This is a genomic window from Streptomyces silvisoli (genome assembly GCF_029269905.1).
Lineage (GTDB): Bacteria > Actinomycetota > Actinomycetes > Streptomycetales > Streptomycetaceae > Streptantibioticus_A > Streptantibioticus_A silvisoli_A.
The window spans coordinates 87,637-113,367 of the sequence record NZ_JARJBC010000009.1 but is presented as its reverse complement, the minus strand read 5'-3'; the positions used below and the strand labels follow the sequence as shown (position 1 = coordinate 113,367).

Here is a 25,731-nt window from a genome sequence, read left to right as displayed (position 1 = left end):
AAGGTTGCAGGTTCGAATCCTGCCGAGTATTGCCCGGTGAGGTTGAGGAGCCGGAGCTGCCCGAGGGCGAGCTGGGCGACCCGCTCAGAAAGGACGGCCGCGACGCGGCCGCCTGCACCGGCTGATCGGTCAGTTTCGGAGAAGCGGCCGCCCGCACCCCGTGCCTACGCTGGGATCGCCGGCGGAACCCGCAGGTCCGCCGCAGGATCAACCCCGAAAAGCAGGAGCACCCACGTCATGAGCAGTGGCATCAGCGTGATCATCTACCACGTCAAGGACCTGGCCCGGGCCAAGGCGCTCTTCGGGACGTTCCTCGGCGTCGAGCCGACGACGGACTCGCCGTACTACGTCGGCTTCGAGCTGGGCGGCCAGCAGATCGGCCTCGTCCCCGACGGCCAGGAGCGCGGCCTCACCGGCCCGGTCTGCTTCCGCGACGTGCCCGACATCGCCGCCGCCTACCAGGCCCTTCTCGCCGCTGGCGCTGAGTCCGACGAACAGCCGCATGACGTCGGCGGCGGCCTGCTGGTCGCGTCCGTCAAGGACGCGGACGGCAACGTCATCGGGCTCCGCCAGCAGCCGTGAGCCCCGTGACGAGGTAGAAGGGCGAGGCAGCCGTCAGCCACGCCTGACAGTGAGGGGCGCGGGCGATCACGCTGTGCGTGGTGCCGGGACCAAGGGCGGACCGCACTGCGGACCGAACGCGCGACCGGTCGAGATTCCCTGTCGCCGGACGACTACCTCGGCCGAACCGTCAAAGGGCGCGGCGCGAGGCCGCTGTGCGCGGCGCGAGGCCGCTGTGCGCGCGGTGAGTTCGGTGGCCGGTGCGGGCGGAACGCGGTCCTCGGCTACAGCCCCTCGTGGCGTTCCGCGCGGTCGAGGACGTCGACGAAGCGCTGCCACTGCTGGGCCGACTCCTCGCCGTCGGCCACCGTGAACTCCTCGGGCGACAGGAACGGCACGCGCTCACGCGTCTCGGGATCCAGGGCTTCCCACGCGGCCCTGGCCTGCCGTGACCGCTCCGCACTTGTTGCACTGCCAGTTTCCATTGTTGAGTTGCCTGCCGTCCGTCGAGCCGCACATGGGACAGGTCACGTCTCCTCCTGAGGGTGAATGATGACAGGGCCTTGCGGCTGTCGGTAGAGCACTGGGCATACCCCCCCGGCCTGTTCACGTGCGCCCGCGCGTTGGGTGTGGGGCGTGCGCCTCTCTTGTGCGTCGAGCGCCCCGTGCGGCGTCCCGGTGGGGGTGTGGTGCACCGACGGGTCCCGATACCTGTAAGGTGGTGTTCACCGACGCGGGGTGGAGCAGCTCGGTAGCTCGCTGGGCTCATAACCCAGAGGTCGCAGGTTCAAATCCTGTCCCCGCTACCAAGGCCACGGTCCCGGCACTCACGAGTGCCGGGACCGTGGCGTTTTCCGTACGCCCTGGGTTCCGCGCTCACTTCGGCCAGGCGCGCATGGCCAGTTCGGCCAGGGCTTCGAGCTGTTCGCGGGTCGCGCCGTCGCGGGCCTGGGTGGACATGCCCTGGAAGACCGCGGCGTAGTACTGGGCCAGGGCCTCCGTGTCGGTGTCGGCGGGGAGTTCGCCGGTGCGGACGCCGGAGGTGATGCGGTCGCGCATCGCGCGCATGCCCGCTTCACGCTGGGCGCGCAGTGCCTCCTCCACATCGCCGGACTCCGGCCCGCAGTTGACGGCGGCGGAGACCACCAGGCAGCCGCGTGGCCGTCCGGGGGTGGTGAACTCGGCGGCGGCCTCACGCAGTACGCGCTCCATCGCGCTCCGGGCGGTGGACTCCTCGGCGAGCGCGTGGGGAGTGAAGGCGCCGTACGACTCCTGGTACCGGGCGACGGCCTCTTCGAACAGCGAGCGCTTGTCGCCGAAGGCGGCGTAGAGGCTGGGCGGGCTGATGCCCATGGCCTTGGTCAGTCCGGAGATCGAGGTGGCCTCGTACCCGTGCTGCCAGAAGAGGGTGAGGGCCCGCTCCAGCGCCGTCTCCCGGTCGAAGCTGCGGGGGCGGCCCTTCGGCCGCTCCTTCTCCTCCCGCCGCTGCCGCGGCTGTGTTCCGGTCATGGTGGAAATTCTATAGCGATCGATAGCCAGCGTGCTATGGTCTTTGTGTAGCGGTCATTATGGAATGGTCGCGGCAACGGGAGGGGTGTGCCATGCGATACGTGGCGAACGCTACGGACCTGGTGGAGTCCGCGACGGCGGGCAACGGTCCCGGGCTGGTGCTGGTGCACGGCACCGGCGGCGACGCGGAGAGCAACTACGGGCATCTGGTGGACCGCTTCTCCGATCGGCACACGGTGATCACACCCAACTACTCGGGCAGTGGCGGTACGAAGGACTCCGGCGGCCCGCTGACCGTCGAGGGCCTTGCCCGGCAGGTGGAGGCGGCGATCGTGGACTCGGGGGTGCCGGGGCCGGTGGCCGTGGTGGGGTTCTCGCTCGGCGCCGGCGTGGCGGCGGCCCTGGCGGCCGTTCGGCCCGAAATGGTCAGCAGGCTGGTGCTGGTGGCCGGGTGGGCGATCACCGGGCCGAGGCAGCGCCTGGCGTTCGACCTCTGGCGGCGGCTGTGGTCGGCGGATCCGGCGCTGTTCGCGCGCTTCGTCACCGCCGAGGGCTGGTCCCCGGCCTGGCTGGACGGTGCCGGGGACGCGGCGGTCGAGCGGACCGTGGCGGAGACCAGTTTCCCGGAGGGCATCCGGCGCCAGATAGACCTCGACGCCGAACTGGACATCAGCGCACTACTGCCCGAGATCACCACGCCCACCCTGGTCATAGGCGCGACCCGGGACCAGATGGTGCCGGTCACCTACACACGGCAGTTGCACAAGGCGATACGGGACAGCCGCTACGAGGAACTGGACAGCGGGCACATGGTGATCTACGAGCGCCCCGACGAACTGGTGGAGCTCATAAGGGACTTCATCGTCTGACCCGGCGTACCGACGAAGCGCTCAGTCCGCCGCCGCGCTCGCGGACCGCACGGCCGTCCGCAGCGCGCCGAGCGCCCCGCGCAACTCCTCACGGAGGGCGTCATCGGTGACGTCACCGGTCGCATGGTCGATCTTGGCGGCGGCGCCGGGAACGGTGAGGCAGGCCCCTTCGACGACCGTGGCCGTCATCATGCGCAACGTCTCACGCAACTGCGCGTTGGCGTACGCGCCGCCGCTCGCCGAAGCGGTGATCACCGCCACCGGCTTGTCCACGAACTCCGCACTGCTCACCAGCCAGTCGAGCGCGTTCTTCAGCGCGCCCGGAACGCCATGCGCGTACTCCGGACTGACGATCACCACCGCGTCGGCACGGGCCACCGCCTGGCGCAACGCATCCACGGCCTCGGGCGCGATGGCATCCACGCCGTCCAAGTCGGGGTTGAACAGCGGTAGTTCGCCGATCCCGGCCACCGCCGTGCCGTCCCAACCCCCAGCCCGCGCCAGTTCGAGCACCGCACCCAGCAGCACACCATTGGAAGAGGCCGCCCGCAGGCTGCCGGATATCGCGAGGAGCGTCATGAGAGAACCGTATTCTCCGCATCCCCCTCCACGGGGTACCACCGGAGTTCCACCGTGTTGCCGTCCGGGTCGCGGACGTAGAGGGACTGGGCGGTGCCGCGGGCGCCGAAGCGGGAGCCGGGGCCGTCGAGGATGGTGAACTCGCCGGAGTCGACGACCTGTTGCCAGTCGAGGGGTTCCACGACCAGACAGATGTGGTCGACGTTGGACCCCTGGGCGGAGCCGTCCGGGCGCTGGACGAGGTCGATGATCGTCGTCGGGCTCACCCGTACCGAGGGGAAGGGTGCCTCGCCCGCGCGCCATTCGTCCACGCGGACCGGCGCCAGGCCGAGCTGGCCGCCGTAGAAGGCCAGTGAGCGTTCGATGTCGGTGACGTTGAGGACGAGATGGTCGAAGCCGATCACGCGCATGGGCTACTCCAGGGGGAGTTGGGCGGCAGGGCCGACGGGCCGGGTCCGAGGGTAGGTTGCCAGAGCGCTCAGCCCTTGAGCCTCAGCACCTCGGCAAGGCGGCGGTAGCCCTCCCGAGGCAGGCCCTTGGCGTCGGAGGGCTCGACGAGTTGCAGGGCGAGGTGGTCGGCACCCGCCGCCAGGAATTCGTCGGTCCGGGCGCGTACCCGCTCCGCGTCGCCCCAGGCGACGACCGCGTCCACCAGCCGGTCGCTGCCGCCGTTCGCGAAGTCGTCCTCGGTGAAGCCGAGGCGGAGGAAGTTGTTGGTGTAGTTGGGCAGGGCGAGGTAGTGGGCAAGGTAGTCCCGGGCGATGGCACGGGCGCGCTCCGGGTCGGGTTCGAGGACGACCTTCAACTCCGGTGCCAGCAGGGCGCTTTCGCCGAGGGTGGAGCGGGCCTCGGCGGTGTGCTCCGCCGTGACCAGGTAGGGGTGGGCGCCGACCGCCCGGTCGGCGGCGAGCTTGAGCATCTTCGGGCCGAGGGCGGCCAGTACACGCTCGTTGACGGGCACCGGGGGCTCGGCCTCGTCGAGCGCGTCGAGGTAGCTGACCATCTTCGAGTACGGCCGCTCGTAGGCGGCGGCCAGCTTGGCGTGGCTGGCGCCGAGGCCAAGGAGGAAACGGCCGGGGTGCGCGGCGGTCAGTGCGGTGTGGCGTGCCGCGACATCGGCCGGGTCGTGCTCCCAGATGCTGAGGATGCCGGTGGCCAGGACGATCGAGGAGGTGGCTTCGACCAGCGGGGCGGCATGGGAGATGTCGCTGTTGCCGCCGATCCACAGGGCGCCGTACCCCAGCTCCTCCAGTTCCTGTACGGCCTCGATGACCTCGCCGTTGTCCGCGTTGGGCTGCGCCCGCAGTTCGATGCTCCAGATTCCGTACCGTCCCAGCGCCATGGCTCGTTCCCTCCGTTGCGGTGTGGCTTGTGATGCCTTTTGGCAGCGACAACCGGAGGTTTCCTCCGGCTATTCCTCAACGCGGCGGCCAGAAGTTTCTCAGACAACTCACAGATTGGGGAAAGGATGCTCTCACCGGCGCGGTCGAAGGTGTTGGCCATGCCTGCCATTCCTTCTTCCACGCAGAGCGGCCGGACCGCCATGGGCGCCAGCCGGACCGCCACCAGTCAGACCGCCGCCGCGCCCGTGACCGGGGGGCGTACCGAACTGCTGCGACCCGACGGATCGCCGGTCAGGGTGCTCGTCGTGGACGACGAGTCGGCGCTCGCCGATCTGCTCTCCATGGCGCTGCGCTACGAGGGCTGGGAAGTGCGCACCGAGGCCGACGGCGGCGCCGCGCTGCGGGCCGCGCGTGACTTCCTGCCCGACGCGGTGGTGCTGGACATCGTGCTGCCCGACGCCGACGGGCTCGACGTGCTCTCCCGGCTGCGCCGTGAACTGCCCGATGTGCCCGTGCTGTTCCTGACCGCCAAGGACGCCGTGGAGGACCGGATCGCCGGGCTCACCGCGGGCGGCGACGACTACGTGACCAAGCCCTTCAGCCTCGAAGAGGTGGTGGCCCGGCTGCGCGGGCTGCTGCGCCGGTCCGGGGCGGCGGCCATCCGCTCGGAGTCGCTGCTGGTCGTCGGGGATCTCACGCTGGACGAGGACAGCCATGAGGTCAGCCGCGCCGGACGTTCCATCCACCTCACCGCCACCGAGTTCGAACTGCTGCGGTACCTGATGCGCAACCCGCGCCGGGTGCTCAGCAAGGCCCAGATCCTGGACCGGGTGTGGAGCTATGACTTCGGCGGTCAGGCCAATGTGGTCGAGCTGTACATCTCGTACCTGCGGCGCAAGATCGATGCTGGGCGGGCGCCGATGATCCACACCCGGCGTGGCGCCGGATATCTGATCAAGCCCGCCGAAGTCGGGTGATCGCCGCGCGCCCCACGCTGTACGGGCGCCTCACCCAACTCCTTTTCCCCCAAGGGGAATTCAAGCCAGAAGGTGGTCCAGGGCACGGCCAGAACAAATTGCCTTGTACGGCGTACGGGAGAGCTTCTACGGTGTACAGCGCCGTATGGTCCCGTACGCCGTACAAGGAGCTGCCTTGACCGCCCCCGCCCAGATCCAGCCCCACCCCCGACGCTGGCTGATCCTCGGCGTCATCTGCCTCGCCCACCTCACCGTCCTGCTCGACAACACCGTGCTGAACGTCGCCATCCCCTCCCTCACCAAGGGAATGGGCGCGAGCACCGCGGACATACAGTGGATGATCAGCGCGTACTCACTGGCGCAGTCCGGCCTGCTGCTCACCGTCGGCAGCGCCGCCGACCGATACGGTCGAAAGCGCGCGTTGATGACCGGACTTGGGCTCTTCGGCATCGGATCGCTGATCGCTTCGTTGGCTGAGAGCCCCGGTGAGCTGATCGCGGCCCGCGCGGGAATGGGGGTGGGCGGAGCGATCCTGATGACCAGCACCCTCGCGGTGATCGTCCAGGTCTTCGACGCCGAGGAGCGGGTGAGGGCCATCGGCCTGTGGAGCACCGTCCTCACCTTCGGCTTCGCCGCCGGGCCGCTGATCGGCGGGGTGCTGCTCAACCGCTTCTGGTGGGGATCGATCTTCCTGGTCAACGTGCCGGTGGCAGTGCTCGGCCTGACCGCCGTCACCGTGTACGTCCCCGAATCCAGGAACCCGCTGGGCGATCGGCCCGACCTGCCCGGCGCGGGCCTGTCCGTCATCGGCATGCTCGGCATCGTCTACGCGATCATCTCCGGCCCGGTGCACGGCTGGAGCTCCAGCGACGTACTGCTGCCCGCCTTCGTAGGCATCGCCGGTATGACCGGCTTCGCGCTCTGGGAGCGCCGTACCCCGCATCCGATGCTGGACCTGCGGTTCTTCCGTGACAGGCGGTTCGTCGGCGCGGTCGCGGGCGGCGTCCTCGTCGCGTTCGGCATGGGCGGCTCCCTCTTCCTGCTCACCCAGCACCTGCAATTCGTGCTCGGATACGGTCCGTTGAAGGCCGGTTTGTGCACGGTTCCGCTCGCATTGAGCATCGCACTGCTCAACATCCTGGGAGTCGGCGCCCGGTTGCTGCGCAGGCTCGGCACGGCAGGTGTGGTGGTGCTGGGCATGACCCTGATCGCCCTCGGCCTCGCGCTCGTCTCCGTACTGGGACGCCACGGCTACGGCGGAATGGTGGTCGGCCTGATCACGATGGGCGTGGGCATCGCCATGGCCTCGCCCGCGATGGGCGCGGCGATCATGGGTGCCATCCCGCCGGAGCGCGCGGGCATCGGCGCGGGCGTCAACGGCACGCTGACCGAGTTCGGCAACGGCCTTGGCAACGCGGTACTCGGTGCGGTGCTCAACTCCCGTTTCGCCGCGCTGCTTCCGGCCACGATCGGCGCCGGCTCGCTGCCCGCCGCACTGGCCGCCGCGCACGGGCAGGAGCAACGCACCGCTGTGGCGCACGCGTTCGCCTCCGGCGTCAGCGTCAGCCAACTCGTCGGCGCGGCGGCCGTGCTCGCCGGCGGGCTGCTCGCCGCGTTCCTGCTGCACCGTGCGGACCGCGCCGACTCGGACCGCCGCAGCCCGGCCCCCGCGGAAGTGGCGGCTTAGCATCACGTACGCAGCGCACCGCTGAGCAAGCTCGACCGAGGAGAAGCCCATGGCCCCCGCCGCCCCCCGCGCCAGCAAGCCGCAAGCGAGTGTGTGGCTGAGCGGCGGCGCGCGGGACGGCCGGCGCAGGAAGTCCTCCCAGCAGCCGGTCGGACTCGACCACGGCAAGATCGTGCGCACCACGGTCCAGCTGCTGGACGCCAACGGCCTGCAGAACTTCTCGATGCGCCGCCTCGCCGCCGAACTCGGGGTGACGCCGATGTCCGTCTACTGGTACGTGGACAACAAGGACGACCTGCTCGAATACGCGCTGGACGAGGTGTTCGCCGAGATTCCGCTACAGGCCGCGGAGACGGGTGGCGACTGGCGCGACGCGGTACGGGAGTTCGCGACCAGCTACCGCAGGACGCTCGCCACGCATCCGTGGGCGTCCCGGCTGATGGGGGAGTACGCCAACGTCGGCCCGAAGTCAGTGGCGTTCAGCACCGCGGCGCACAGGGTCATGCGGCGCTCGGGCCTGGCGCCGGAACACATCCCCGGCGCGCTGGCCGCCGTCTATCAGTTCGTGTACGGGTACGGCACGGTGGAGGGCCGCTGGACCGAACTGTGCCGCAGCACCGGTACCAGCGAGGACGACCTCTTCCGCGAGATGGCGGGGGCGGTACGGGATCGGCCCGAGTACGGGGAACTCGGGCCGATCATCGACCAACGTATGGAGGGGCCGGTGGCGCAGTACCGCGAGCGCGACTTCGGCTTCGCGCTGGAGTGCGTCATCGCGGGGATCGAGGCGATGCGGGGGCGCGCTCCGCACGCATAGCGCGCGCTCGCGCCCCCCAGGGCGCACTCCGCGCCTTATGCCATCGGCAGCGAATCGCCCTGGACCGCCTGGATGTCGAGTTCCACGCGGAGTGTCGTGCCGATGGCGGCGATGCCCGCCTGGAGGACCTGGTTGTAGTTCATCGCGAAGTCCTCCCGCCGCAGTTCCGCGGTGGCGCGGAACGCGGCCCGCGTGCCGCCCCACGGGTCCGGGCCGGTGCCCAGGTAGGTCAGGTCCAGGTCCACCGGGCGGGTCAGCGCGTTCATCGTCAGCTCGCCGCGCACCGTCCAGCGGTCGGGTCCGGCCGGGGTGACCCCGCCGGTGCTGCGGTAGGTGATCTCCGGGTGGACGTCGACGTTCAGGAAGTCGGGCGACCGCAGATGGTCGTCGCGCATCTTGTTGCCGGTGTCGATGCTCGCCGTGCTGATCGCCGCGACCACCGACGACTGCTCGACGTTCTCCGCGATCTCGATCCGGCCGCGGAACTCGGTGAAGTGGCCGCGCACACTGGAGATGCCCAGGTGCTGCGCGACGGCGCCCACCGAGGAGTGCGCCGGGTCGATGGTCCAGGGGCCCGGCGGCGGCAGCTCCACCCCGCCCTGCCGGGCCAGCACCAGGTTGCCCAGGTCCGCTCGCCCGGCGGCACCGACGATCGCCGTCGAGGCGGTGGGCTGGTAGCCGACGGCCGTCACGATCACCGTGTACGCCCCCGGCGGCAGCGGATCGGTGCGCACCACACCGTCGTCGTCCGTGGTCGCCCGCTGTATCTGACTGCCCGTCATATCCGTTACGGTCAGCACCGCGTGCTGCACCGCCCAACCGTCCTTGGTCCGGATCCGGGCCCGAAGACCGGTGTTGCCCTCACCCGCATGCGTGGTCATTGCATCTCCTGTTGGTTTGGTCACGGGTCCCGGTCGGACGGCCTCGGCCGTCCCCTGCTCCGGCCGCCGACCGGAACCCGTCTCCCCCGAACTGGCGGTACGCGTCTCCGCTGTGCGCGCCCGCCAGTCGCTTCAGTTACTCGGCCGGGTGGCCGAGTTCGACGTCGAAGGCGTCCTCGCCCCTGCCGTCCACCACAAGCGTGCGGGCGACCGGAGGGTAGCCGCTGGCGATCAGCGTGTAGTCGCCCGCGCTCAGATCGGTGAAGGCGTAGGAGCCGTCGTCATCGGTGGTCGCCGTGCCGGCGACGTTGCCCGCCCCGTCGATCAGCGTGACCCGCGCGTCGGCCATCGGTCGCCGGTCCGCACCGGCCCGTACCGTGCCCTGCAGATGCGCGCCGGAGGCGAGTTGGATCTCCACCCGGGTGACGCCCTGGCCACCGACCTCCACCGGCTGCGCCGCCGGACGGAACCCGGCCGCGTTGACCGCCAGCGTGAAGACGCCCGCGGACAGCTCGTCGAAGGTGAACGCCCCCGACTCACCGGTCTTCGCGGTGGCCAGCACCTCACCCCGTACGTCGGTGACCACCACCATGGCGCCGTCCACCGGCGATCCGTCGGCGGCGCCGCGCACCACACCGGCCAGGCCGCTGGTGCCGGACAGCACGATGTCGTAGCCGAGCGGCGCGTCACCGACCACCACGGTGGTGGCCTGCGGCTGGTGACCGTCGGCCGCCGCGATCAGCACGTAGGAGCCCGCACCGGGTGCGGCCAGCCAGTAGCCGCCGTCGGTCCCGGCCTGGGCGCGGCCCAACTGCCGTCCCTGGAGGGATATCAGGGTCAGATGAGCGGAACCGACGCCCACGCCTTCGGCGTTGCGGACGGAACCGTGGATGGTGATGCCGTTCATGGGAACCTCCTCGCCGGACGGGCCCCTACCCGCCGAGGCGTACACGGTGACCGGCTGAGCATCGGCGGCTGCGGCCACGGCGACCAGCTCGGATTCGGGAGCCGGCGCTGGGATGGTGACGGGGGCGTCCGCCGCCGCCCTGTCGTGCGCGGGAACTCCCGCGGTCTGCTGGAGACCGCTCGCGGTCTTCAGCGGCACCTCCTTGATGAACAGCACCAGGAGGAAGGCGACGAACGCGAACGGCGCGGCGTAGAGGAAGACATCCGCGATGCCGTGCCCATAGGAGCTCTCGACGATCGTACGGATCGGAAGCGGAAGCTTCTTGAGATCCGGGATGTTCGCCTCGCCACCTTGCGAGGCGGGCATCGGAATGCCCAGCGCCGCGAAGCCCTCGGACGAGTAGTGGGTGATGCGGTTGCTGAGTGCCGCGCCGAGCGCGGCCACGCCGACCGCACCGCCGAGCGAGCGGAAGAACGTCACCAGCGAGCTGGCGGAGCCCAGGTCCTTAGGCGCCACCTGGTTCTGCACGGCGAGCACCAGGTTCTGCATCATCAGACCGATGCCCAGGCCGAGCAGCGCCATGTAGACGGCCACCTGCCAGTACGGGGTGTCGTACCGCATCAGGCTCAGCAGTCCGCCGCCCGCCGTCAGGAAGACACCACCGGAGACCAGGAACATCTTCCAGCGCCCGGTGCGGGTGATGACCTGGCCGGAGGCCATGGAGGCCACGAACAGCCCGACCACCAGCGGAATGGTCAGCACACCGGACATCGCGGGCGTCCTGCCGCGGGCCAACTGGAAGTACTGGCTCAGGAACACCGTTCCGGCGAACATCGCGACGCCGACGAAGACGCTGGCCAGCGAGGTGAGGGTGATCGTGGCGTTGCGGAACAGCCGCAGCGGGATGATCGGTTCGCTCGCCCTGCTCTCGACGAACAGGAAGATCAGGCCGAGTACCACCGAGCCCGGCACCATGACGTAGGTCTGCCAGGACAGCCAGGGGTACTTGTCACCGGCGAGGGTGACCCAGACCATCAGCAGGCAGACCGCGGCGGTGACGAAGAACGCGCCCAGCCAGTCGACCTTGACCTCCCGCTTGACCACCGGAAGGTGGATGGTCTTCTGCAGCACCACCAGCGCGATCAGCGCGAAGGGCACCACCACGTAGAAGCACCAGCGCCAGCCGAGCCAGCTGGTGTCGGTGATGACACCACCGATCAGCGGGCCGCCGACGGTGGCCACCGCGAAGGTGGCGCCGAGGTAGCCGCTGTAACGGCCGCGCTCCCGCGGCGAGATCATCGCGGCCATGATCACCTGGGACAGGGCGGACAGACCGCCCGCGCCTATGCCCTGCACCACGCGGCAGGCGATCAGCGTTCCGGCGTTCTGCGAGAAACCGGCGACGACGGAGGCCACGATGTAGAGCACCAGCGCCAGTTGGACCAGGAGCTTCTTGCTCACCAGGTCCGACATCTTGCCCCACAGCGGGGTGGTGGCGGTGACCGCGAGCAGCGCCGCGGTGACGATCCAGGTGTACGCCTCCTGGCCACCGCCGATGTCGGCGAGGATGGTGGGCAGGGCGGTGGAGACGATCGTGGACGAGAGGATCGCCACGAACAGTCCGAGCATGAGCCCGGAGAGCGCCTCCATGATCTGTCGGTGGGTCATCGGAGCCGAGTGGTCCCGATGCGTGCCGTGGTTGCCGTGTGTGCCGTGGGACCCGTGGGCCCGATGGGCACCGCGCTTCGGATCCGCCTCCCGCACACCGGCCGGTGTGGTTGAAGCCATCGTCATCCTTTACTCGTCCCGGCCACCTGTGGGGCGGTGGCGGGGAAAACCTCTGTGTGTGCCGCTGTCGCGCGATGGCCCGGTCGGCAGTCGTCGAAGCTCGCGCGCAACCGGGCCAACAGCACGGTGAGCTGCGTCACTTCGTCGTCCGTCCAGTCCAGGAGGAAGTCGGCCAGTTCCTCGGCGATCCGGTCCGACGCCACGCGCAGGACCTGCTCGCCGAGCGGGGTGAGCCGCAGCAGCCGCGATCTCTTGTCTTGTGGGTCGGGGTGGCGCTCCAGCCAGCCCCGGGCCGCCAGGTGCGCGACATGACGGCTGGTCACCGACATGTCTACGTCCAGGAGTTCGGTCAGGCGGCTGATCCGCATCTCGCCGTACCGGCTGAGTGTCCGGAGCACCGCGACCGAGGCGGCCGGGCAGTCGGGCGGCAACGCGCGGCCGAGTCCACGGCTGACCGCGGTCAGTGCGCTGAGGTGCTGTACCAGGTCCGCGCACCGTGTCCGCGTCACCATGGAGCACCCCCAGTCAGTACTAGTTGCCTGAAGCAACCTTAAACCCGGTTAGTTGCTACACGCAAATGAATTCGGCCATTGGTATGTAAAGATGACGCAAAGATGCCGCCCGCCTCCCTCCAGGGGAACCGGGCGGCATCGGACGTACCGCCTGCTCAGCCGCTCGCTCAAGCCGAGGCGGCGGTCAGCTTCGCCACCTCGTCGGCGGAGAGTGTGAGATCCGCCATGGCCAGCAGCGCGGGCAGCTGGTCGAGGGTGCGGGCGCTGGCGATCGGCGCCACCACCGTCGGCTGCGCCGCCAGCCAGGCCAGCGCCACCGTCGCGACCTCGGCGCCGTGGGCCTCCGCCACCTCGTCCAGGGCCACCAGGACGCGCTGTCCGCGCTCGCTGTCCAGGTACTTGCCCGCGCTCCCGGCCCGAGCGCTGTCCACCTTCGCCCCCGGCCGGTACTTACCGGTGAGGAAGCCGGCCGCCAGCGCGTAGTACGGGACCGACGACAGGCCGTGCGCGCCGACGACCTCGGCCAGCGTGCCCTCGTACTCGTCGCGCTCCACCAGGTTGTAGTGCTGCTGAAGGGCGACATACCTGGCCAGGCCCTCGCGCTCGGAGGCGGCCAGCGCCTCGGTGAGCCGCTCCGCACTGATGTTGGAGGCGCCGATCTCCCGCACCTTGCCCTCCTTGACCAGCTGGTCGAGGGCGCCGAGGAACTCCTCGACAGGGGTGTCCGGATCGTCGCGGTGCGTGTAGTAGAGGTCGATGCGGTCGGTCTGCAGCCGCCGCAGCGACGCCTCGACCGCGCTCCTGACGTTCTCGGCCCGCAGACCCCTGAAGTCCGGGTGCGAGCCGACCTTGGTGGCCACCACCACCTGGTCCCGCTTGCTCTTGCCGCGAGCGGCGAACCAGCGGCCGATGATGGCCTCGGACTCGCCGCCGGAGTTGCCCGGTACCCAGGCGGAGTAGACGTCCGCCGTGTCGATGAAGTTGCCGCCCGCCGCCGTGTAGGCGTCCAGTAGTTCGAAGGACTCCTTCTCGTCGGCGGTCCAGCCGAAGACGTTCCCGCCGAAGGCGAGCGGAAAGACGTCGAGTTCAGAACTTCCGATACGTGCCATGGTCAGCCACAGCGCCGCGGGGGTCTCTGGTATTCCGCTTCCTGACTTCGCTAGGGTCCTGCGTCATGGCTGACTACCAGAACCCCAACCAGAACCCGGACCCGGCGGGCAGCACGCAGATGTTCCGCGCCTTCGTGGACGAGGGCGTCGACCAGCGGCCGGCCGCGGGCGCCGGTACGACGTACGGCCGCGCGCGCGGCGGCTCCCGGACCGGTGTGGTGGTGGGCGTCGTCGTGGCGGTGCTGGTCATCGCCGCGGTCGCCTACTTCGCCCTGGGATGATCCGCGGGGGCCCCCGCGGCGGGGTCGATCCCGCATAACACCGGCGATACCGCCCGGAATCGGCTCAGGCCTGGAGCGTGACGCTCCGGGTCTCGATGTGCATGCCCAACGGGACCCGCCAGGAGTCCACGCAGATCTCCCAGGTCCTGCTCACCCGCTGGCCTCCGGCGATCGGAACCGGCACCTTCTCGGTGGTGTCGATGGTCGTCCAGTCGACGCCCAGCAGGCCGATGACATGGGTGGCGAACGTCACCGATCCCGAAGTCACGGGCAGGTCGCCGGAGTTGGCGAAGTCCGCGGTCACCTCCTGGCACCACCGCTGTCCGGCCGCCGCCTGCCGCAGCCCGCCGACGACCAGGTGCGCGGGACGGCTTCCGGGGGCGCTGGGTGTGCTGGGTGAGCCCGGTGTGGTCGGTGCCGGGGACGTGGGGGCCTGGGGACTGGTCCGCGGCCCGCTCCGGGCGCTGCCGCTCGGCGCGGTGACCACCGGACGCGAGACGCCTTCGCTCGTACGGGGTGCGGTGGAACCGGCCGCCGCGGTGCCCGTAGGCGGCGTTGCCGGGCCGGATGTGCCGTCCAGCGGGACGAGGGTGACCTTGCCGTCGGGGGGTACGGCGTGGGCTGGATCGGCGGAGGAGCCCGCCGAGCCCACCGCCAGACGGCCGCCGCCACCCGTACCGCCCGTGCCCCAGGTCAGCAGCGCCAGCGCCGCCAGACAGAGCACGACCGCCGAGGCGGCCAGGAGGGCCCGTCCGCTGCCCCCTCCCGGCCTTCGATGCGCGGAACCCCGTGGGTTCCGCCTCCGCTTTCCCCGGCGGTCGGCTGTCCGAAGCATCACGCCAGTGTACTGACGCATCGTCAGGTATGCCTAGACCGCGACTACTCGGCCGTCAGTCCGTCCCGCAACTGTGCCAACGTCCTTGTCAGCAGGCGGGATACGTGCATCTGGGAGATGCCGACCTCCTCGCCGATCTGCGACTGCGTCATGTTGGCGAAGAACCGGAGCATGATGATCCGCCGTTCGCGGGGCGGGAGTTGGGCCAGCAGGGGCTTGAGCGACTCGCGGTACTCGACGCCTTCGAGCGCGGCGTCCTCGTAGCCGAGGCGGTCCGCCAGCGAGCCCTCGCCGCCGTCCTCCTCGGGCGGCGGGGAGTCCAGCGAGGACGCCGTGTAGGCGTTGCCGACCGCCAGTCCGTCGACCACGTCCTCCTCCGACACCCCAAGGGCGCCCGCGAGTTCGGAGACCGTGGGGGAGCGGTCCAGCCGCTGCGACAGCTCGTCGCTGGCCTTGGTCAGCGCCAGCCGCAGCTCCTGGAGCCTGCGCGGCACCCGCACCGACCACGAGGTGTCCCGGAAGAAGCGCTTGATCTCGCCGACCACGGTGGGCATCGCGAACGTCGGGAACTCGACTCCGCGGTTGCAGTCGAAACGGTCAATCGCCTTGATCAGACCGATCGTTCCGACCTGGACGATGTCCTCCATCGGCTCGTTGCGGCTGCGAAAGCGCGCGGACGCGTACCGGACCAGGGGGAGGTTGAGCTCGATCAGCGTGTCGCGTACGTAGCCGCGCTCCCGGCTGTCCGGCGGCAGTTCGGCGAGCCGCAGGAACAGGGAGCGGGACAGCGTGCGCGTGTTGATGGCTTCGCCGGTGTCGGCGCCGAGCACCGCTTCGGCGCTGAGCGGCGCCGCATTGTCGGCGTCGAACGGCGCCTCGGCTTCCAGCACCTTCGGACTGCCCACTTCTACGGACATGCCACCCCCTTGAGGTCGCGGACGGGTCGCGAGCAACGGTTTCCTCCACCTGCATACCGGAGGCCGAGCCGCGACAAACGCGGTTCAAGCAGAATGTCACATGTCGGCAACACGCTGTAGCGTCATGTCGACTTATTTGTCAGGTGACCTTAGCCCTCGTCAGCTACGCTTCGAGCTGATTTGCGGATCGCAATCGAGCGAAGCTACGCGAGAGTAGCCGCGACACATGCATCTGGGAGACGCCGAGCTCGGCACTGATCTGTGACTGGGTCAGATTCCCGAAATAGCGCAGCAGCAGAATGCGGCGCTCCCGTTCCGGCAACTGCACCAGCAGGTGCCGGACCAGCTCGCGGTGCTCCACGCCGGCCAGCTCGGGGTCCTCGTAGCCGAGCCGGTCCAGCAGCCCGGGGGCGCCGTCGCCCTCCTGCGCCGCCTCCAGCGACGTCGCGTGGTAGGCCCGACCGGCCTCCAGGCAGGCCAGCACCTCCTCCTCGGACAGCCCGAGGCGCTCGGCGATCTCGGCGGTGGTGGGCGACCGCCCGTGCAGCACCGTCAGGTCCTCGATGGCGCCGCTGACCTGCACCCACAGCTCGTGCAGTCGGCGCGGTACGTGGACGGTGCGGACGTTGTCCCTGAAATAGCGTTTGATCTCGCCGACCACGGTGGGCATCGCGAAGGTCGGGAACTGCACCCCGCGCTCCGGGTCGAACCGGTCGATCGCGTTGATCAGCCCGATCGTGCCGACCTGGACCACGTCCTCCATCGGCTCGTTGCGGCTGCGGAACCGGGCCGCCGCGTAGCGCACCAGCGGCAGGTTGATCTCGATCAGCGCGGCCCGCACCCGGGCGTGCTCGGGGGTTCCCGGCTCCAGCTTGGACAGCTCCTCGAACAGCACCTGCGTCAGGGCCCGCGCGTCAGCGGCCCGGCTGTTGCGGGGAGGACGGCCGGCCTGCGGGGGGCCATGTGGCGGGGCGTCGGGTGACGGGCCGTCGGGCGAGGGGGCTTCGGGTGAGGGGGCTTCGGGCGACGGGGCTTCGGGTGAGGGGCTGTCGGTTGCTGGTGGTGCTGATTCGGTCGGTTCCGGGCGTGTAGCGGACGGTTCCGTGCACGCGTCGACCTGCCCTTCATGGTGACCGGTCGAATCTGAGTGCGGATCGGTCGGATCCGCATGTCGTTCGGTCGGATCCATGGGCGGGGAGGGCGGCTCCGAGTCGTGGGACGCGGCCGTACGAGAGTTCGCCGCGCGGGGGTCGGTGGATGTCGTGGATGGCGAAGGCACGGTTCGAGCGGCCAGGACTCTCACCACCCATCGACGGTCACTGATCCGGCAAAAGCGGTCATAGCATCACAAGACATGTCCACTGTGTGCAAGCACCGTAAAGTGCCGTGTTGGTGGGCAGTTGGGTGACTCTTGCCGTCATGCGCCCGCCGGGAGCCCGTCTCGGGAACCGTGCTACGCATGGCGCGGCCCCCGCCACAGGGCGGGGGCCGCGCGTTCGGAAAACTATGGCGTTCTGTCAGATTTCGTAGTCCGCGATCACCCAGGTGGAGATTTCCTGCCAGATCGCGACACCCGCCTGGTGGGCAGGATGCTCCAGATAGCGGACCAGTGCGTCGCGGTCGGCGACGGAGCAGTTGATCGCGTAGTCGTAGGCGACGGGCCGGTCCGTGATGTTCCAGGCGCACTCCCACGAGGCCAGCTCGGGAATCTGCGCGCCGAGCCGCTCGAAGGCCCGCACGCCCTCCACCACGCGGGGGTCATCGCGGTCGACGCCATCGTTGAGCTTGAACAGGACCAGGTGACGGATCATGTGGCGCTCCTCTGGGGCCGTGCCGACAGCCTGCCGTCAGGCGCTGGTCGGTGCGGAGCGGTACTGGTCCGGTCGGCGCGAGGAACCGTTTCGCTCCGACGATCAGGCCTTGCCACTGGCCGCGTTCTCAGTTGACGAGCGACGTCATGAACTTCCCGACGCCCTTGGCAGCGGTTGAAATGCCCTCGAACCCTACCTGGACCAGTTGGGCGGCGCGCGCAGGGGAGGTGATGATCGTGTACAACACGAAGACGATGAGGAGGTACATCGCTATCTTCTTCGCCTGTGCCATTCCCTGCTCTGCCTCCTCAGCCGTGGCGCGCCGGACCACAGTTTCGCCGCACCGCGCAGTGGCGAGAGTCTAGCCACCCAGTGTCCGAGCCTGTCATTTAGCGCACTTTTATGGTCCAAGGTCCCCTGGATCCAGGCCCTTTGTCGAGCGCGAAGGCGACCAGAATTGATCAGAATTGTTTGTGAACCCATCGGGTCTGGCAGGAACCCGGCGGGTCGTCGGGACCTCCCCTACGGGGGCCGCGCCGTGGCCCACCCTGACCGCGGCCGAGCCCGGAGGCCCCCTCGATCAGGGGGAGCGGACGTGTCCCTCCAAAGCCGCTCCCCCTGACCGTCACTGCCTGGCGGCGCCCCCGCCCCCGGCCTCCCGGTCCGTCCACCTGGGTTGGCCGGGGGGGGGGGCGCCACCGGGCCAAGTCCCCCTCTCCCGGGCCTGGTTGGGGCTCCCGCCTGCGGCAGGCCCGGCGCCGCGCCCCGCGGGGCGGCACGCGCCGGTACGTGCGGGCTGGGCTTCCGGCGTGCGGCGCCGTACCGGCCGGGGCGCACATGGGCGCGTGAGCGCCGCGCACGGGGCGCTTGGGGTACGGGGTCCACGCACAAGCAAAACCCCCTCTGGCACGTGTCTCCACGTCCCAGAGGGGGTGCTGGCGGTAGCGGTGGGATTTGAACCCACGGAGGAGTTGCCCCCTCACACGCTTTCGAGGCGTGCTCCTTAGGCCGCTCGGACACGCTACCGAGAGAGAGCTTAGCGGACGCTGGGCCGTGCGCTGAAATCGGTTCCTTCTCCGGCCCCCTCGGCGGATCCGGAGCGGGGGTCCGGGTCACCGCGGAAGAAGTCGGTGAGCAGCCTGCCGCACTCCTCGGGCAGCACTCCGGAGATCACCTCGGGGCGGTGGTTGAGCCGACGGTCACGCACGACGTCCCAGAGGGAGCCCACCGCACCGGCCTTCTCGTCCCGCGCCCCGTACACCACCCGGTCGAGCCGGGACAGCACGATGGCGCCCGCGCACATGGTGCAGGGCTCCAGAGTGACCACGAGCGTGCAGCCGGACAGCCGCCACTCGCCGACCGCCCGCGCGGCCTCGCGGATCGCCAGGACCTCCGCGTGCGCGGTCGGGTCGCCGCAGGCCTCGCGTTCGTTGTGCCCCCGGCCGATGACGCTGCCGTCCGGTGCGAGGACCACGGCGCCCACGGGCACGTCGCCGGTGCGAGGGGCAAGCGCGGCCTCGTCCAGGGCGAGCCGCATGGACGCGGCCCACGGCCCCCGTAGCGGATCGCCGTGGGGACCGGGCCGTGCCGGTGGTTCGGTGCTCAGCGGACGGCCTCCAGCACCTCGGAGCACCCGAGCGCGTCGGCGATCTCGCCGAGCGCGTCATCACTGAGGGCCAACAACTCCTTCTCGCTGACGCCGAGGTCGGACAGCAGCTTGGTGTCGCCCAGCGGGCCGGCCGGGACCGGATTGGTCTCGTCGGCGACCTCCTCGTCCTCCGTCTCCTCGTCCTCGCCGTCCTCGGTGCCGTCCAGGTCGAGGGCGTCGAGCTCATCCACCTCGTCCGCGTCGCGCCCCAGCAGCTCGTCCGTGAGCATGGCCCCGTACGAACTGCGGGACGCGGCGGACGCGTCCGATACGAAGATCCGCGGGTCGTCCTCGCCGTCCACCCGGACGATGCCGAACCACGCGTCTTCCTGCTCGATAAAGACGAGCACCGTGTCCTCGTCGATCGCGGCCTCGCGGGCGAGGTCCGCTAGATCGGCGAGGGCTTCCACATCGTCAAGCTCCGTATCGCTCGCTTCCCACCCGTCCTCGGTGCGCGCGAGCAGTGCGGCGAAGTACACCGTGACTCTCCCACTGGTCCTAGGTGTGCCGGGACGGACGGGACGTCGGCAGTTCAGTCCCGCCCACTCGGCATCGTGGCAGAAACCTAAGCGTTGGGAAGGGTCTTCCGCACTGCGTCGTGCCAGGCCGTGCACGTTTTTTCGGGCTTTTTAGGGCGCTCGGGTGGCTGGATGGCGGTGTTACCGCCGGACACCCCGGCTCATCGGGTGGGATGTGACCACAGTCACCAGCGGAATGTCCGCATCCGCATCTGCTCGCGGGCTCGGGCCGCGCGGGCCCTTCTGGGCTGTACCCGGTCCCGTAGCTCCTTGGCCTCGTGCAGCTCGCGCAGGAACAGGGCGCGACGCCGCCTGCGCTCCTCGGTGGTGTCCCGGGTTCCGTTCTCCTGCGGCGGGGCGGGCGCGGCCGGATCGGCCGGGAAGCGTTCGGCGCCGGGATCGACCGGCGCCCGCTGTTCGTCGCGCCTTCCTTGCCGTTCGGTCATGGCCACCACCTCTACGTACGGTCATGTACGGCCGTACCGTCACACTTTCCCGCAGCATCGGGTTTGATGCCCGTCAAGCGGTGGCGGGGGCGTCGGCACCGGCCCTCGCGATGCCCGGATGCGGCCCTTGCGGCGGCTCCCGCGACCGCCTAGGTGGCACGGCCCACCCCGGAACCTCGGTTAATGTCGAGGGCATGCGGATCCACGTCGTCGACCACCCGCTGGTGGCGCACAAACTCACCACGCTGCGCGATCAGCGCACCGACTCGCCCACCTTCCGAAGGCTCGCCGACGAGCTGGTCACCCTGCTCGCGTACGAGGCGACGCGTGACGTGCGCACCGAATCCGTCGACATCGCCACGCCGGTCTGCCCCACCACGGGCGTTCGGCTGGCACGTCCGCGTCCGCTGGTCGTACCGATCCTGCGCGCCGGGCTCGGCATGCTCGACGGCATGGTTCGGCTGCTGCCGACCGCCGAGGTCGGCTTCCTCGGCATGGTCCGTGACGAGGACACGCTCAAGGCGTCCACGTACGCCACGCGGATGCCGGACGACCTGTCCGGCCGCCAGGTCTACGTGCTCGACCCGATGCTCGCCACCGGCGGCACGCTGGTCGCCGCGATCAACACGCTCATCGAGCGGGGCGCGGACGACGTGACCGCCCTGTGCCTGCTGGCCGCGCCGGAGGGCGTGGAGGTCATGGAGCGCGAACTGGCCGGTCGGCCGGTCACCGTGGTCACCGCCTCGATCGACGAGCGGCTCAACGAGCACGGCTACATCGTTCCGGGCCTGGGTGACGCGGGCGACCGGATGTACGGCACGGCGGGCTAGCCCTCCGGCCTGGTGCGGCTGCCGGAAGGTTCCGGCAGCCGCTCAGCAGCCCTTGGTGGAGGCCGACGGCTTGGGCGCTCCCTGGGAGGACAGCTGGGCCAGCGCGTGATCCGCGCTGTTCTGCGGATCCAGCGCACCGAACCCGTCACCGATGATCAGATCCACATCGGAGGCGCCGTTCCGCGCCGGATCCGTCTTCACCTCGGCCGCCGCGAGCTGTGTGCCCAGTACCTTGAGCGCGCCCTGCGCCCTGGGTCCGCCGAGCAGTATGGCGGCGCCCTTGACCTTCTTGTCGTAGGCCGCCGGGGCGTTGCCGACCTTCCCGACCGCGAAGCCGCGCTTCTTCAGCTCGTCGGCGGTGGTCTTGGCGAGCCCGCCGCGCTGCGTGGCGTTGTACACGTTGACGGTGACTGCACCGGGTTTCGGCACGCTGGCCAGGGTGCCGCTCCTGCCGCCGCCCGAGCAGTGCGCGGCGCTCACGGTGCTGTGCGAGCGCCCGAACTTCCCGCCGAAGACATGGATGAGCTGCACCGTCCCCCAGCTGATCAGCCCGACCACGGCAACGGCGACGACGGCGGACAGCACGATCCGGCGATTGTTGCGGGGGCGCCGCATGCGCGGGTACTGGTTCCCGGTGATCCGGTACTTCCCGCCCATGCCTGGGGGTGTGAGCATGCTCATAGCCGCAGCGTAGTGCGGGAACCCGCCGAGGCCTACTAAATGATCAACGATCGGCGCCGCCGTCAACCCGAAAGGATCAATTACCCCTTGGGGGAAGGCCGATCAGTCCATCTCAAGGACGCGCGCGTGCAGCACCTGGCGCTGCTGGAGCGCCGCCCGCACGGCCCGGTGCAGACCGTCCTCCAGATAGAGGTCGCCCTGCCACTTCACGACATGGGCGAAGAGATCCCCGTAGAACGTGGAGTCCTCGGCCAGGAGCGTCTCCAGGTCGAGCTGGCCCTTCGTGGTGACCAACTGGTCGAGGCGTACCGGGCGCGGCGCGACGTCCGCCCACTCGCGGGTGCTCGTGCGGCCGTGGTCGGGATACGGCCGAGTGCTTCCGATGCGCTTGAAGATCACACGGAAAGCCTACCGGTCAAGGCTGTGCGGGCGCAGCCTCGCCGCAGTGGTGCGAGCCTGTACGGGGAAGCGGGTTCGTGGGCGGAGCGGCTCCGAACAGCAGAAGACCCCTCACGCACCCGCCAGAGCCCACCTACCCTTGCTGCCTTCCGGCCCTGGGGGGGTTCAGCGAGATAGCGCCACGTGAGGGGCTGCGCCCAGGGTACCCGATCGGCCCACTGGGGATCGAGTTCGCAACCACCCCCCGGAGTCTTGTAATGTTTCCCGCGGAGGATTCGCCTAGAGGCCTAGGGCGCACGCTTGGAAAGCGTGTTGGGGGCAACCCCTCACGAGTTCGAATCTCGTATCCTCCGCCAGTGCTCTCACCGGGCACGATGTCGAAGGGCCCCACTGTTCGCAGTGGGGCCCTTCGGCGTTGTCCGTCTCAGTTGGTTTTTTCTTCGGTTCCGGGCGGCGCCCAGAGCGCGTCCCCGACATGCTGGGCGACCTTGCGGAGCATGATTCCCGTCACATGCATGTATCGGGCGCGCATCCGCGCCGCTCCCCCAGGTTCCCACCCCATGATCGAGTCGATAACCACGTCAGGGACACCGAGGATCAAGAGCACGGTGGCGGCGGTGTGCCGAGCATCATGCAGGCGGCCGTCTCGTACGCCCGCGTCCCGGAGAAGCCGCTTCCAGACGTGGAAGTCGGTGTTCGGACTCAGCGGCCCCCCGATCGGCGAGGCGAAGACGTAGCCCTTGCCCTCCCAGTCGGTACCGGCCGCGATCCGCTCCCGTTCCTGCGCTTCCTGGTGCAGGCGGAGAATCTCGATCAGCGGATCGGGCAGGCCGATGGTGCGCCGTCCAGCCCGGGACTTGGTGGACTTGTGCTCGCGGCGGGTCTGCTCCCGCTGGGAGCAGTAGCCCGCTTTGCGGCCACAAGGGTTCGCACCGCATCCGTGTGCGTACTTGGGACGCAGTCGGTTCTTCCGGATGCGGACGTACCCCGCGTCCAGGTCGGCCGGTGGACAAGAATTGCCCTGGTCAAGAACGCGTACCTACACACTGTCCACAGCAGCGTCCCGCGAGTTATGCACAGAAATGGAGCAACTACCCACAGGCCACGATCAATGCAGCACTACAGACGGTGACGAGCCGACACGCTCTGACCACGGTGGCGGCTGTCGCGGCTTGCTCTGCTGAGGCTTACGGAATCGCGGTTCTCGGCTTAGGGCTTGCCGGGAAACAAGTCGTGGCTTCCAGCTGCGGGACTCGTTGCTCTGGTATGGGGAGACCGGAGGGGATCGAGGCCGTCCTGGCTGCGAAGTTCCAGGTGTTGTTGCCGCACCTGGACGAACGTCAGCGTCGGCTGGCCATAGGGGCGGAAGCGCTGTCGCTGGGGCATGGTGGGATCAGACTCGTCGCTGCCGCGGCCGGGGTTCGGGAGGGCACGGTCTCGCACGGAGCGGCTGAACTGGAGTCTGGTCAGGCGCCGTTGGGGCGGGTCCGTCGTCCTGGTGGGGGCCGGAAGAAGGCTGTGGACCTTGATCCGGGGCTGCGGCCGACGCTACTTGCGCTGGTCGAGCCCGACGAGCGGGGCGACCCGATGTCGCCGCTGCGGTGGACGACGAAGTCGACCCGGAAGCTGGCAGCGGAGCTGACCCGGCAGGGCCACCGGGTCTCCGCCGACACGGTCGCCAGCCTGCTGCGGGAGGAAGGCTTCAGTCTGCAGGCCAACGCCAAGACCATCGAGGGTGCTCAGCACGCCGACAGGGACGCCCAGTTCCGCTACCTCAATGAGGAGGCAAGAGACCACAGGGACGCCGGTGACCCGGTGATCAGCGTGGACAGCAAGAAGAAGGAGCTGATCGGCGACTACAAGAACGCCGGGCACGAGTGGCGGCCCGCAGGGCAGCCCGTGAGGGTCAAGACGCACGACTTTCCCGGCCAGGCCGAGAAGGCGATTCCGTACGGGATCTATGACATGGCGGCGAACACCGGCTGGGTCAGCATCGGCACCGATCACGACACCGCGGCGTTCGCCGTCGCCTCGATCCGGCGCTGGTGGCAGGCCCGCGGCCGGCATGACTACCCCCGCGCCCGCCGACTGCTGATCACCGCCGACGGCGGGGGCTCCAACGGCTACCGCACCCGCGGCTGGAAGACCCAGCTCGCCGACTTCGCTGCCGAGACCGGCCTGGAGATCACGGTGTGTCACCTTCCGCCCGGCACCTCGAAGTGGAACAAGATCGAGCACCGGTTGTTCTCCCACATCACCATGAACTGGCGCGGCAGACCCCTGACCAGCCATGAAGTCATGCTCCAAACTATCGCCGCGACCACCAGCCGCACCGGCCTCACCGTCCATGCCGAACTCGACAGCGGTGAGTACCCCACCGGCATCCGCATCAGCGACGACGAGATCGCCGCCCTGCCCATCACACGCCATCGCTTCCACGGCGACTGGAACTACACCCTCCACCCCCAGCGTCCGATGGACCCGGCGACTACCGACAGCACACCGGCCGAAGCCCTGGCGGACAGGCCGACTCGCCTCACGCGGCGTTCGCTACAGGACCCGGAACTCACCGGGATGACCCGCTGGCAACTCGGCGAGCTCATCGACTTGTTGACTCCAGCGATGGAGGTTCAGCGCGAGCAAGTGCTCCGCACACGTCGAGGCCACGAGCGCCTGGTGGCCCCTGGCGCAGGTGCCAAAGCCAAGCTCACCTCAGCCGACCGGGTCCTGGTCACCGTGCTCCACCTGCGAAAACTCGCGCCCATGGACCTCCTGGGCCAGCTCTTCAACACCACCGCCATGACCATCAGCCGCGCAGTGAAAGATGTCCGCCCGCTCCTGGAAGCCCAGGGTGTTCATCTACCCGCCTCAACAGCCCGTTTCCGCACACGGCAAGACGTCGCCAGGTTCCTCGACTCCGACAAAACCAAGATCAAACCGACGTGTTGATTCCTGGCAAGCCCTTACAACGGCTAACAGAATGACTTGAGTTGCCGATGGGTGATCAGGCAGCAGGCGAGCTTGAGGAACGCTTCGTGGATGTCTGCTCGGCGTTCCCAGCGCATACGTGACCGGCGGAAGCCGTGCAACCAGGCAGTTGGGTCGGCCGCGCGGCGAGGTGCCCGCCGTGGTGGGTCCTGTTCCGCGCGGCCTCCCGCCGAACCGGACATGACGGTCTCCCGGTCATCCGGCTCTCCAGTGACTATCGCGTGAGAGATCCAGCCGTTCGTGTGACATGGATGCGGTCGTGACAACTGACGCAGGCCACAACGGACTTGCGGCGTCGGCCGAGCATGACACGTGCCAGTCGGACGGCGGCCATCCGGACGCGGGCCAGCGCGGCGGCGTTCTTCGCCGCCTAGCCGCGCCGTACCGCCTCCGCCAGCGCGGTTGGGGCGGTGCGGTGGGCCTGGTGAGCCGTACCGGCCTTGCGCTCCCCGTTCGCCTGCATGCGGCGGTACAGGCTTTCCAGGGGCTCGGGCTGCAAGCGGTCAAGGCGGTGCTTGCCGACACCAGGAACGAGGTGCACGCGAACGGCGACCTCGTAGCCGTCAACACCGGGACGCCCTCACACGCTGGGATGCCAACAAGTACAAGCGCGTCCACGCCCTCACCTACGCCGACCTCGGCGACAGCCTCGCTGCGCAGGCCCGAGCCGAGGAGGCCATTGCCGCCTGGACGCAAGCCCTCGACCTCATGGACGGCATGACCCTCCGACCGCACTCGCAAGGCCATCGCCTCCATCAGGCTGACGCTCGCGACACATCAGCGGCGAAAGTACCCCGAGCCGCCGAACTCGCCCGCCGCGCACGCGAATCGCTGATTT

The 25,731-nt window shown here is 69.5% G+C and carries 27 protein-coding genes, 3 tRNA genes, 1 other RNA gene and 4 pseudogenes; 11 read left to right on the top strand and 24 right to left on the bottom strand.

Annotated elements, in window-relative coordinates; translation table 11 throughout:
• Positions 1–237 precede the first annotated feature (237 nt).
• On the top strand, positions 238–582 hold the full coding sequence (locus tag P3G67_RS16650) for a VOC family protein (protein WP_276094188.1): 345 nt from the start codon (positions 238–240) through the stop codon (positions 580–582).
• 263 nt (positions 583–845) lie between these two features.
• On the opposite strand, the gene P3G67_RS16645 is transcribed toward P3G67_RS16650, so the two are convergent.
• A complete protein-coding gene (locus tag P3G67_RS16645) occupies positions 846–1,046 on the bottom strand; it encodes a hypothetical protein (RefSeq protein WP_269855289.1) in 201 nt (66 codons plus the stop codon).
• 247 nt (positions 1,047–1,293) lie between these two features.
• Between P3G67_RS16645 and P3G67_RS16640 the strand changes: the two genes are divergently transcribed.
• Positions 1,294–1,370 (top strand) — tRNA-Met (locus tag P3G67_RS16640).
• A gap of 67 nt (positions 1,371–1,437) precedes the next feature.
• Here P3G67_RS16640 and P3G67_RS16635 read toward each other — a convergent pair.
• A complete protein-coding gene (locus P3G67_RS16635; protein ID WP_269855288.1) occupies positions 1,438–2,070 on the bottom strand; it encodes a TetR/AcrR family transcriptional regulator in 633 nt (210 codons plus the stop codon).
• A gap of 92 nt (positions 2,071–2,162) precedes the next feature.
• Between P3G67_RS16635 and P3G67_RS16630 the strand changes: the two genes are divergently transcribed.
• Positions 2,163–2,939 carry an alpha/beta fold hydrolase gene (locus P3G67_RS16630; RefSeq protein ID WP_391858273.1) on the top strand — a complete coding sequence of 259 codons (777 nt, stop codon included), beginning with the start codon at positions 2,163–2,165 and terminating at the stop codon, positions 2,937–2,939.
• Between the two features lie 21 nt (positions 2,940–2,960).
• Here the strand turns inward: P3G67_RS16630 and P3G67_RS16625 are convergent, their stop codons facing one another.
• The 3 genes from P3G67_RS16625 to P3G67_RS16615 all read right to left on the bottom strand — a co-directional run bounded on the left by P3G67_RS16625 (position 2,961) and on the right by P3G67_RS16615 (position 4,860).
• Positions 2,961–3,518 carry an NADPH-dependent FMN reductase gene (locus tag P3G67_RS16625; protein ID WP_276094186.1) on the bottom strand — a complete coding sequence of 186 codons (558 nt, stop codon included), beginning with the start codon at positions 3,516–3,518 and terminating at the stop codon, positions 2,961–2,963.
• Entirely contained in the window at positions 3,515–3,928 is a 414-nt protein-coding gene (locus P3G67_RS16620) for a VOC family protein (protein WP_276094185.1), read from the bottom strand. Before P3G67_RS16620 ends, P3G67_RS16625 begins: the two co-directional genes overlap by 4 nt.
• 68 nt (positions 3,929–3,996) lie before the next feature.
• Entirely contained in the window at positions 3,997–4,860 is an 864-nt protein-coding gene (locus tag P3G67_RS16615; protein ID WP_276094184.1) for an LLM class F420-dependent oxidoreductase, read from the bottom strand.
• A gap of 201 nt (positions 4,861–5,061) precedes the next feature.
• Between P3G67_RS16615 and P3G67_RS16610 the strand changes: the two genes are divergently transcribed.
• The 3 genes from P3G67_RS16610 (at position 5,062) to P3G67_RS16600 (ending at position 8,342) form a co-directional block, all read left to right on the top strand.
• The gene (locus P3G67_RS16610) at positions 5,062–5,838 is read left to right on the top strand and encodes a response regulator transcription factor (RefSeq protein WP_276094281.1); all 777 of its coding nucleotides are present in this window, start codon (positions 5,062–5,064) and stop codon (positions 5,836–5,838) included.
• A 145-nt stretch (positions 5,839–5,983) separates the two neighbouring features.
• Entirely contained in the window at positions 5,984–7,525 is a 1,542-nt protein-coding gene (locus tag P3G67_RS16605; RefSeq protein WP_391858279.1) for an MFS transporter, read from the top strand.
• Positions 7,526–7,574: 49 nt separating this feature from the next.
• Positions 7,575–8,342: a TetR/AcrR family transcriptional regulator gene (locus P3G67_RS16600; RefSeq protein ID WP_269855282.1), complete on the top strand. Its 768-nt coding sequence runs from the start codon at positions 7,575–7,577 to the stop codon at positions 8,340–8,342.
• Positions 8,343–8,377: 35 nt separating this feature from the next.
• Here the strand turns inward: P3G67_RS16600 and P3G67_RS16595 are convergent, their stop codons facing one another.
• The 4 genes from P3G67_RS16595 to P3G67_RS16580 form a co-directional block, all read right to left on the bottom strand.
• Entirely contained in the window at positions 8,378–9,223 is an 846-nt protein-coding gene (locus tag P3G67_RS16595; protein WP_269855281.1) for a YceI family protein, read from the bottom strand.
• Between the two features lie 136 nt (positions 9,224–9,359).
• A complete protein-coding gene (locus P3G67_RS16590) occupies positions 9,360–11,918 on the bottom strand; it encodes an MFS transporter (RefSeq protein ID WP_276094182.1) in 2,559 nt (852 codons plus the stop codon).
• A gap of 2 nt (positions 11,919–11,920) precedes the next feature.
• The gene (locus P3G67_RS16585; RefSeq protein ID WP_276094181.1) at positions 11,921–12,430 is read right to left on the bottom strand and encodes a MarR family winged helix-turn-helix transcriptional regulator; all 510 of its coding nucleotides are present in this window, start codon (positions 12,428–12,430) and stop codon (positions 11,921–11,923) included.
• Between the two features lie 167 nt (positions 12,431–12,597).
• On the bottom strand, positions 12,598–13,539 hold the full coding sequence (locus P3G67_RS16580; protein ID WP_276094180.1) for an aldo/keto reductase: 942 nt from the start codon (positions 13,537–13,539) through the stop codon (positions 12,598–12,600).
• 65 nt (positions 13,540–13,604) lie between these two features.
• Here P3G67_RS16580 and P3G67_RS16575 point away from each other — a divergent pair, with 65 nt between their 5' ends.
• Positions 13,605–13,820, top strand: a complete 216-nt coding sequence (locus tag P3G67_RS16575) for a hypothetical protein (protein WP_269855277.1) — start codon at positions 13,605–13,607, stop codon at positions 13,818–13,820.
• A 64-nt stretch (positions 13,821–13,884) separates the two neighbouring features.
• Here the strand turns inward: P3G67_RS16575 and P3G67_RS16570 are convergent, their stop codons facing one another.
• The 9 genes from P3G67_RS16570 to P3G67_RS16530 form a co-directional block, all read right to left on the bottom strand.
• The gene (locus P3G67_RS16570; protein ID WP_276094179.1) at positions 13,885–14,544 is read right to left on the bottom strand and encodes a hypothetical protein; all 660 of its coding nucleotides are present in this window, start codon (positions 14,542–14,544) and stop codon (positions 13,885–13,887) included.
• A gap of 155 nt (positions 14,545–14,699) precedes the next feature.
• Positions 14,700–15,572, bottom strand: a complete 873-nt coding sequence (locus P3G67_RS16565; RefSeq protein ID WP_269855275.1) for an RNA polymerase sigma factor SigF — start codon at positions 15,570–15,572, stop codon at positions 14,700–14,702.
• Positions 15,573–15,735: 163 nt separating this feature from the next.
• Positions 15,736–16,761: an RNA polymerase sigma factor SigF gene (locus P3G67_RS16560; RefSeq protein ID WP_391858272.1), complete on the bottom strand. Its 1,026-nt coding sequence runs from the start codon at positions 16,759–16,761 to the stop codon at positions 15,736–15,738.
• Positions 16,762–17,089: 328 nt separating this feature from the next.
• A complete protein-coding gene (locus tag P3G67_RS16555) occupies positions 17,090–17,383 on the bottom strand; it encodes a Dabb family protein (RefSeq protein ID WP_269855273.1) in 294 nt (97 codons plus the stop codon).
• A gap of 127 nt (positions 17,384–17,510) precedes the next feature.
• On the bottom strand, positions 17,511–17,675 hold the full coding sequence (locus tag P3G67_RS16550; protein WP_269855272.1) for a hypothetical protein: 165 nt from the start codon (positions 17,673–17,675) through the stop codon (positions 17,511–17,513).
• 644 nt (positions 17,676–18,319) lie between these two features.
• A tRNA-Ser gene (locus P3G67_RS16545) sits at positions 18,320–18,409 on the bottom strand.
• 10 nt (positions 18,410–18,419) lie between these two features.
• Positions 18,420–18,920 (bottom strand): tRNA adenosine(34) deaminase TadA, encoded by a 501-nt coding sequence (gene tadA / locus P3G67_RS16540; protein WP_269855271.1) that lies wholly within the window; start codon positions 18,918–18,920, stop codon positions 18,420–18,422.
• A 65-nt stretch (positions 18,921–18,985) separates the two neighbouring features.
• Positions 18,986–19,510, bottom strand: coding sequence for a tRNA adenosine deaminase-associated protein (locus tag P3G67_RS16535; protein ID WP_276094177.1), 525 nt, complete (start codon positions 19,508–19,510; stop codon positions 18,986–18,988).
• Between the two features lie 224 nt (positions 19,511–19,734).
• A complete protein-coding gene (locus P3G67_RS16530; RefSeq protein WP_269855269.1) occupies positions 19,735–19,995 on the bottom strand; it encodes a hypothetical protein in 261 nt (86 codons plus the stop codon).
• Positions 19,996–20,189: 194 nt separating this feature from the next.
• On the opposite strand from P3G67_RS16530, the gene upp reads away from it, so the two are divergent.
• Positions 20,190–20,825 (top strand): uracil phosphoribosyltransferase, encoded by a 636-nt coding sequence (gene upp, locus P3G67_RS16525; protein WP_269855268.1) that lies wholly within the window; start codon positions 20,190–20,192, stop codon positions 20,823–20,825.
• A 42-nt stretch (positions 20,826–20,867) separates the two neighbouring features.
• Here the strand turns inward: upp and P3G67_RS16520 are convergent, their stop codons facing one another.
• From P3G67_RS16520 to ffs, 3 genes are all read right to left on the bottom strand, one after another.
• Positions 20,868–21,506 carry a LytR C-terminal domain-containing protein gene (locus P3G67_RS16520; protein ID WP_276094176.1) on the bottom strand — a complete coding sequence of 213 codons (639 nt, stop codon included), beginning with the start codon at positions 21,504–21,506 and terminating at the stop codon, positions 20,868–20,870.
• A gap of 102 nt (positions 21,507–21,608) precedes the next feature.
• Positions 21,609–21,905, bottom strand: coding sequence for a type II toxin-antitoxin system VapB family antitoxin (locus P3G67_RS16515; RefSeq protein WP_255927799.1), 297 nt, complete (start codon positions 21,903–21,905; stop codon positions 21,609–21,611).
• A 99-nt stretch (positions 21,906–22,004) separates the two neighbouring features.
• Positions 22,005–22,101, bottom strand: an RNA gene (gene ffs / locus P3G67_RS16510) — signal recognition particle sRNA small type.
• A 72-nt stretch (positions 22,102–22,173) separates the two neighbouring features.
• Between ffs and P3G67_RS16505 the strand changes: the two genes are divergently transcribed.
• Positions 22,174–22,261, top strand: a tRNA-Ser gene (locus tag P3G67_RS16505).
• A gap of 68 nt (positions 22,262–22,329) precedes the next feature.
• On the opposite strand, the pseudogene P3G67_RS16500 reads toward P3G67_RS16505, so the two are convergent.
• Positions 22,330–22,905, bottom strand: a pseudogene (locus P3G67_RS16500) (tyrosine-type recombinase/integrase); the annotation flags it as partial.
• 266 nt (positions 22,906–23,171) lie between these two features.
• Between P3G67_RS16500 and P3G67_RS16495 the strand changes: the two are divergent.
• The gene (locus P3G67_RS16495) at positions 23,172–24,854 is read left to right on the top strand and encodes an ISAzo13 family transposase (RefSeq protein WP_276094280.1); all 1,683 of its coding nucleotides are present in this window, start codon (positions 23,172–23,174) and stop codon (positions 24,852–24,854) included.
• A 23-nt stretch (positions 24,855–24,877) separates the two neighbouring features.
• Here the strand turns inward: P3G67_RS16495 and P3G67_RS16490 are convergent.
• A pseudogene (locus tag P3G67_RS16490) lies at positions 24,878–25,000 on the bottom strand (IS5/IS1182 family transposase); the annotation flags it as partial.
• A gap of 266 nt (positions 25,001–25,266) precedes the next feature.
• A pseudogene (locus tag P3G67_RS16485) lies at positions 25,267–25,458 on the bottom strand (site-specific integrase); the annotation flags it as partial.
• Between P3G67_RS16485 and P3G67_RS16480 the strand changes: the two are divergent.
• Positions 25,455–25,727: pseudogene (locus P3G67_RS16480) on the top strand (tetratricopeptide repeat protein); the annotation flags it as partial. The pseudogenes P3G67_RS16485 and P3G67_RS16480 overlap by 4 nt on opposite strands.
• Positions 25,728–25,731 lie beyond the last annotated feature (4 nt).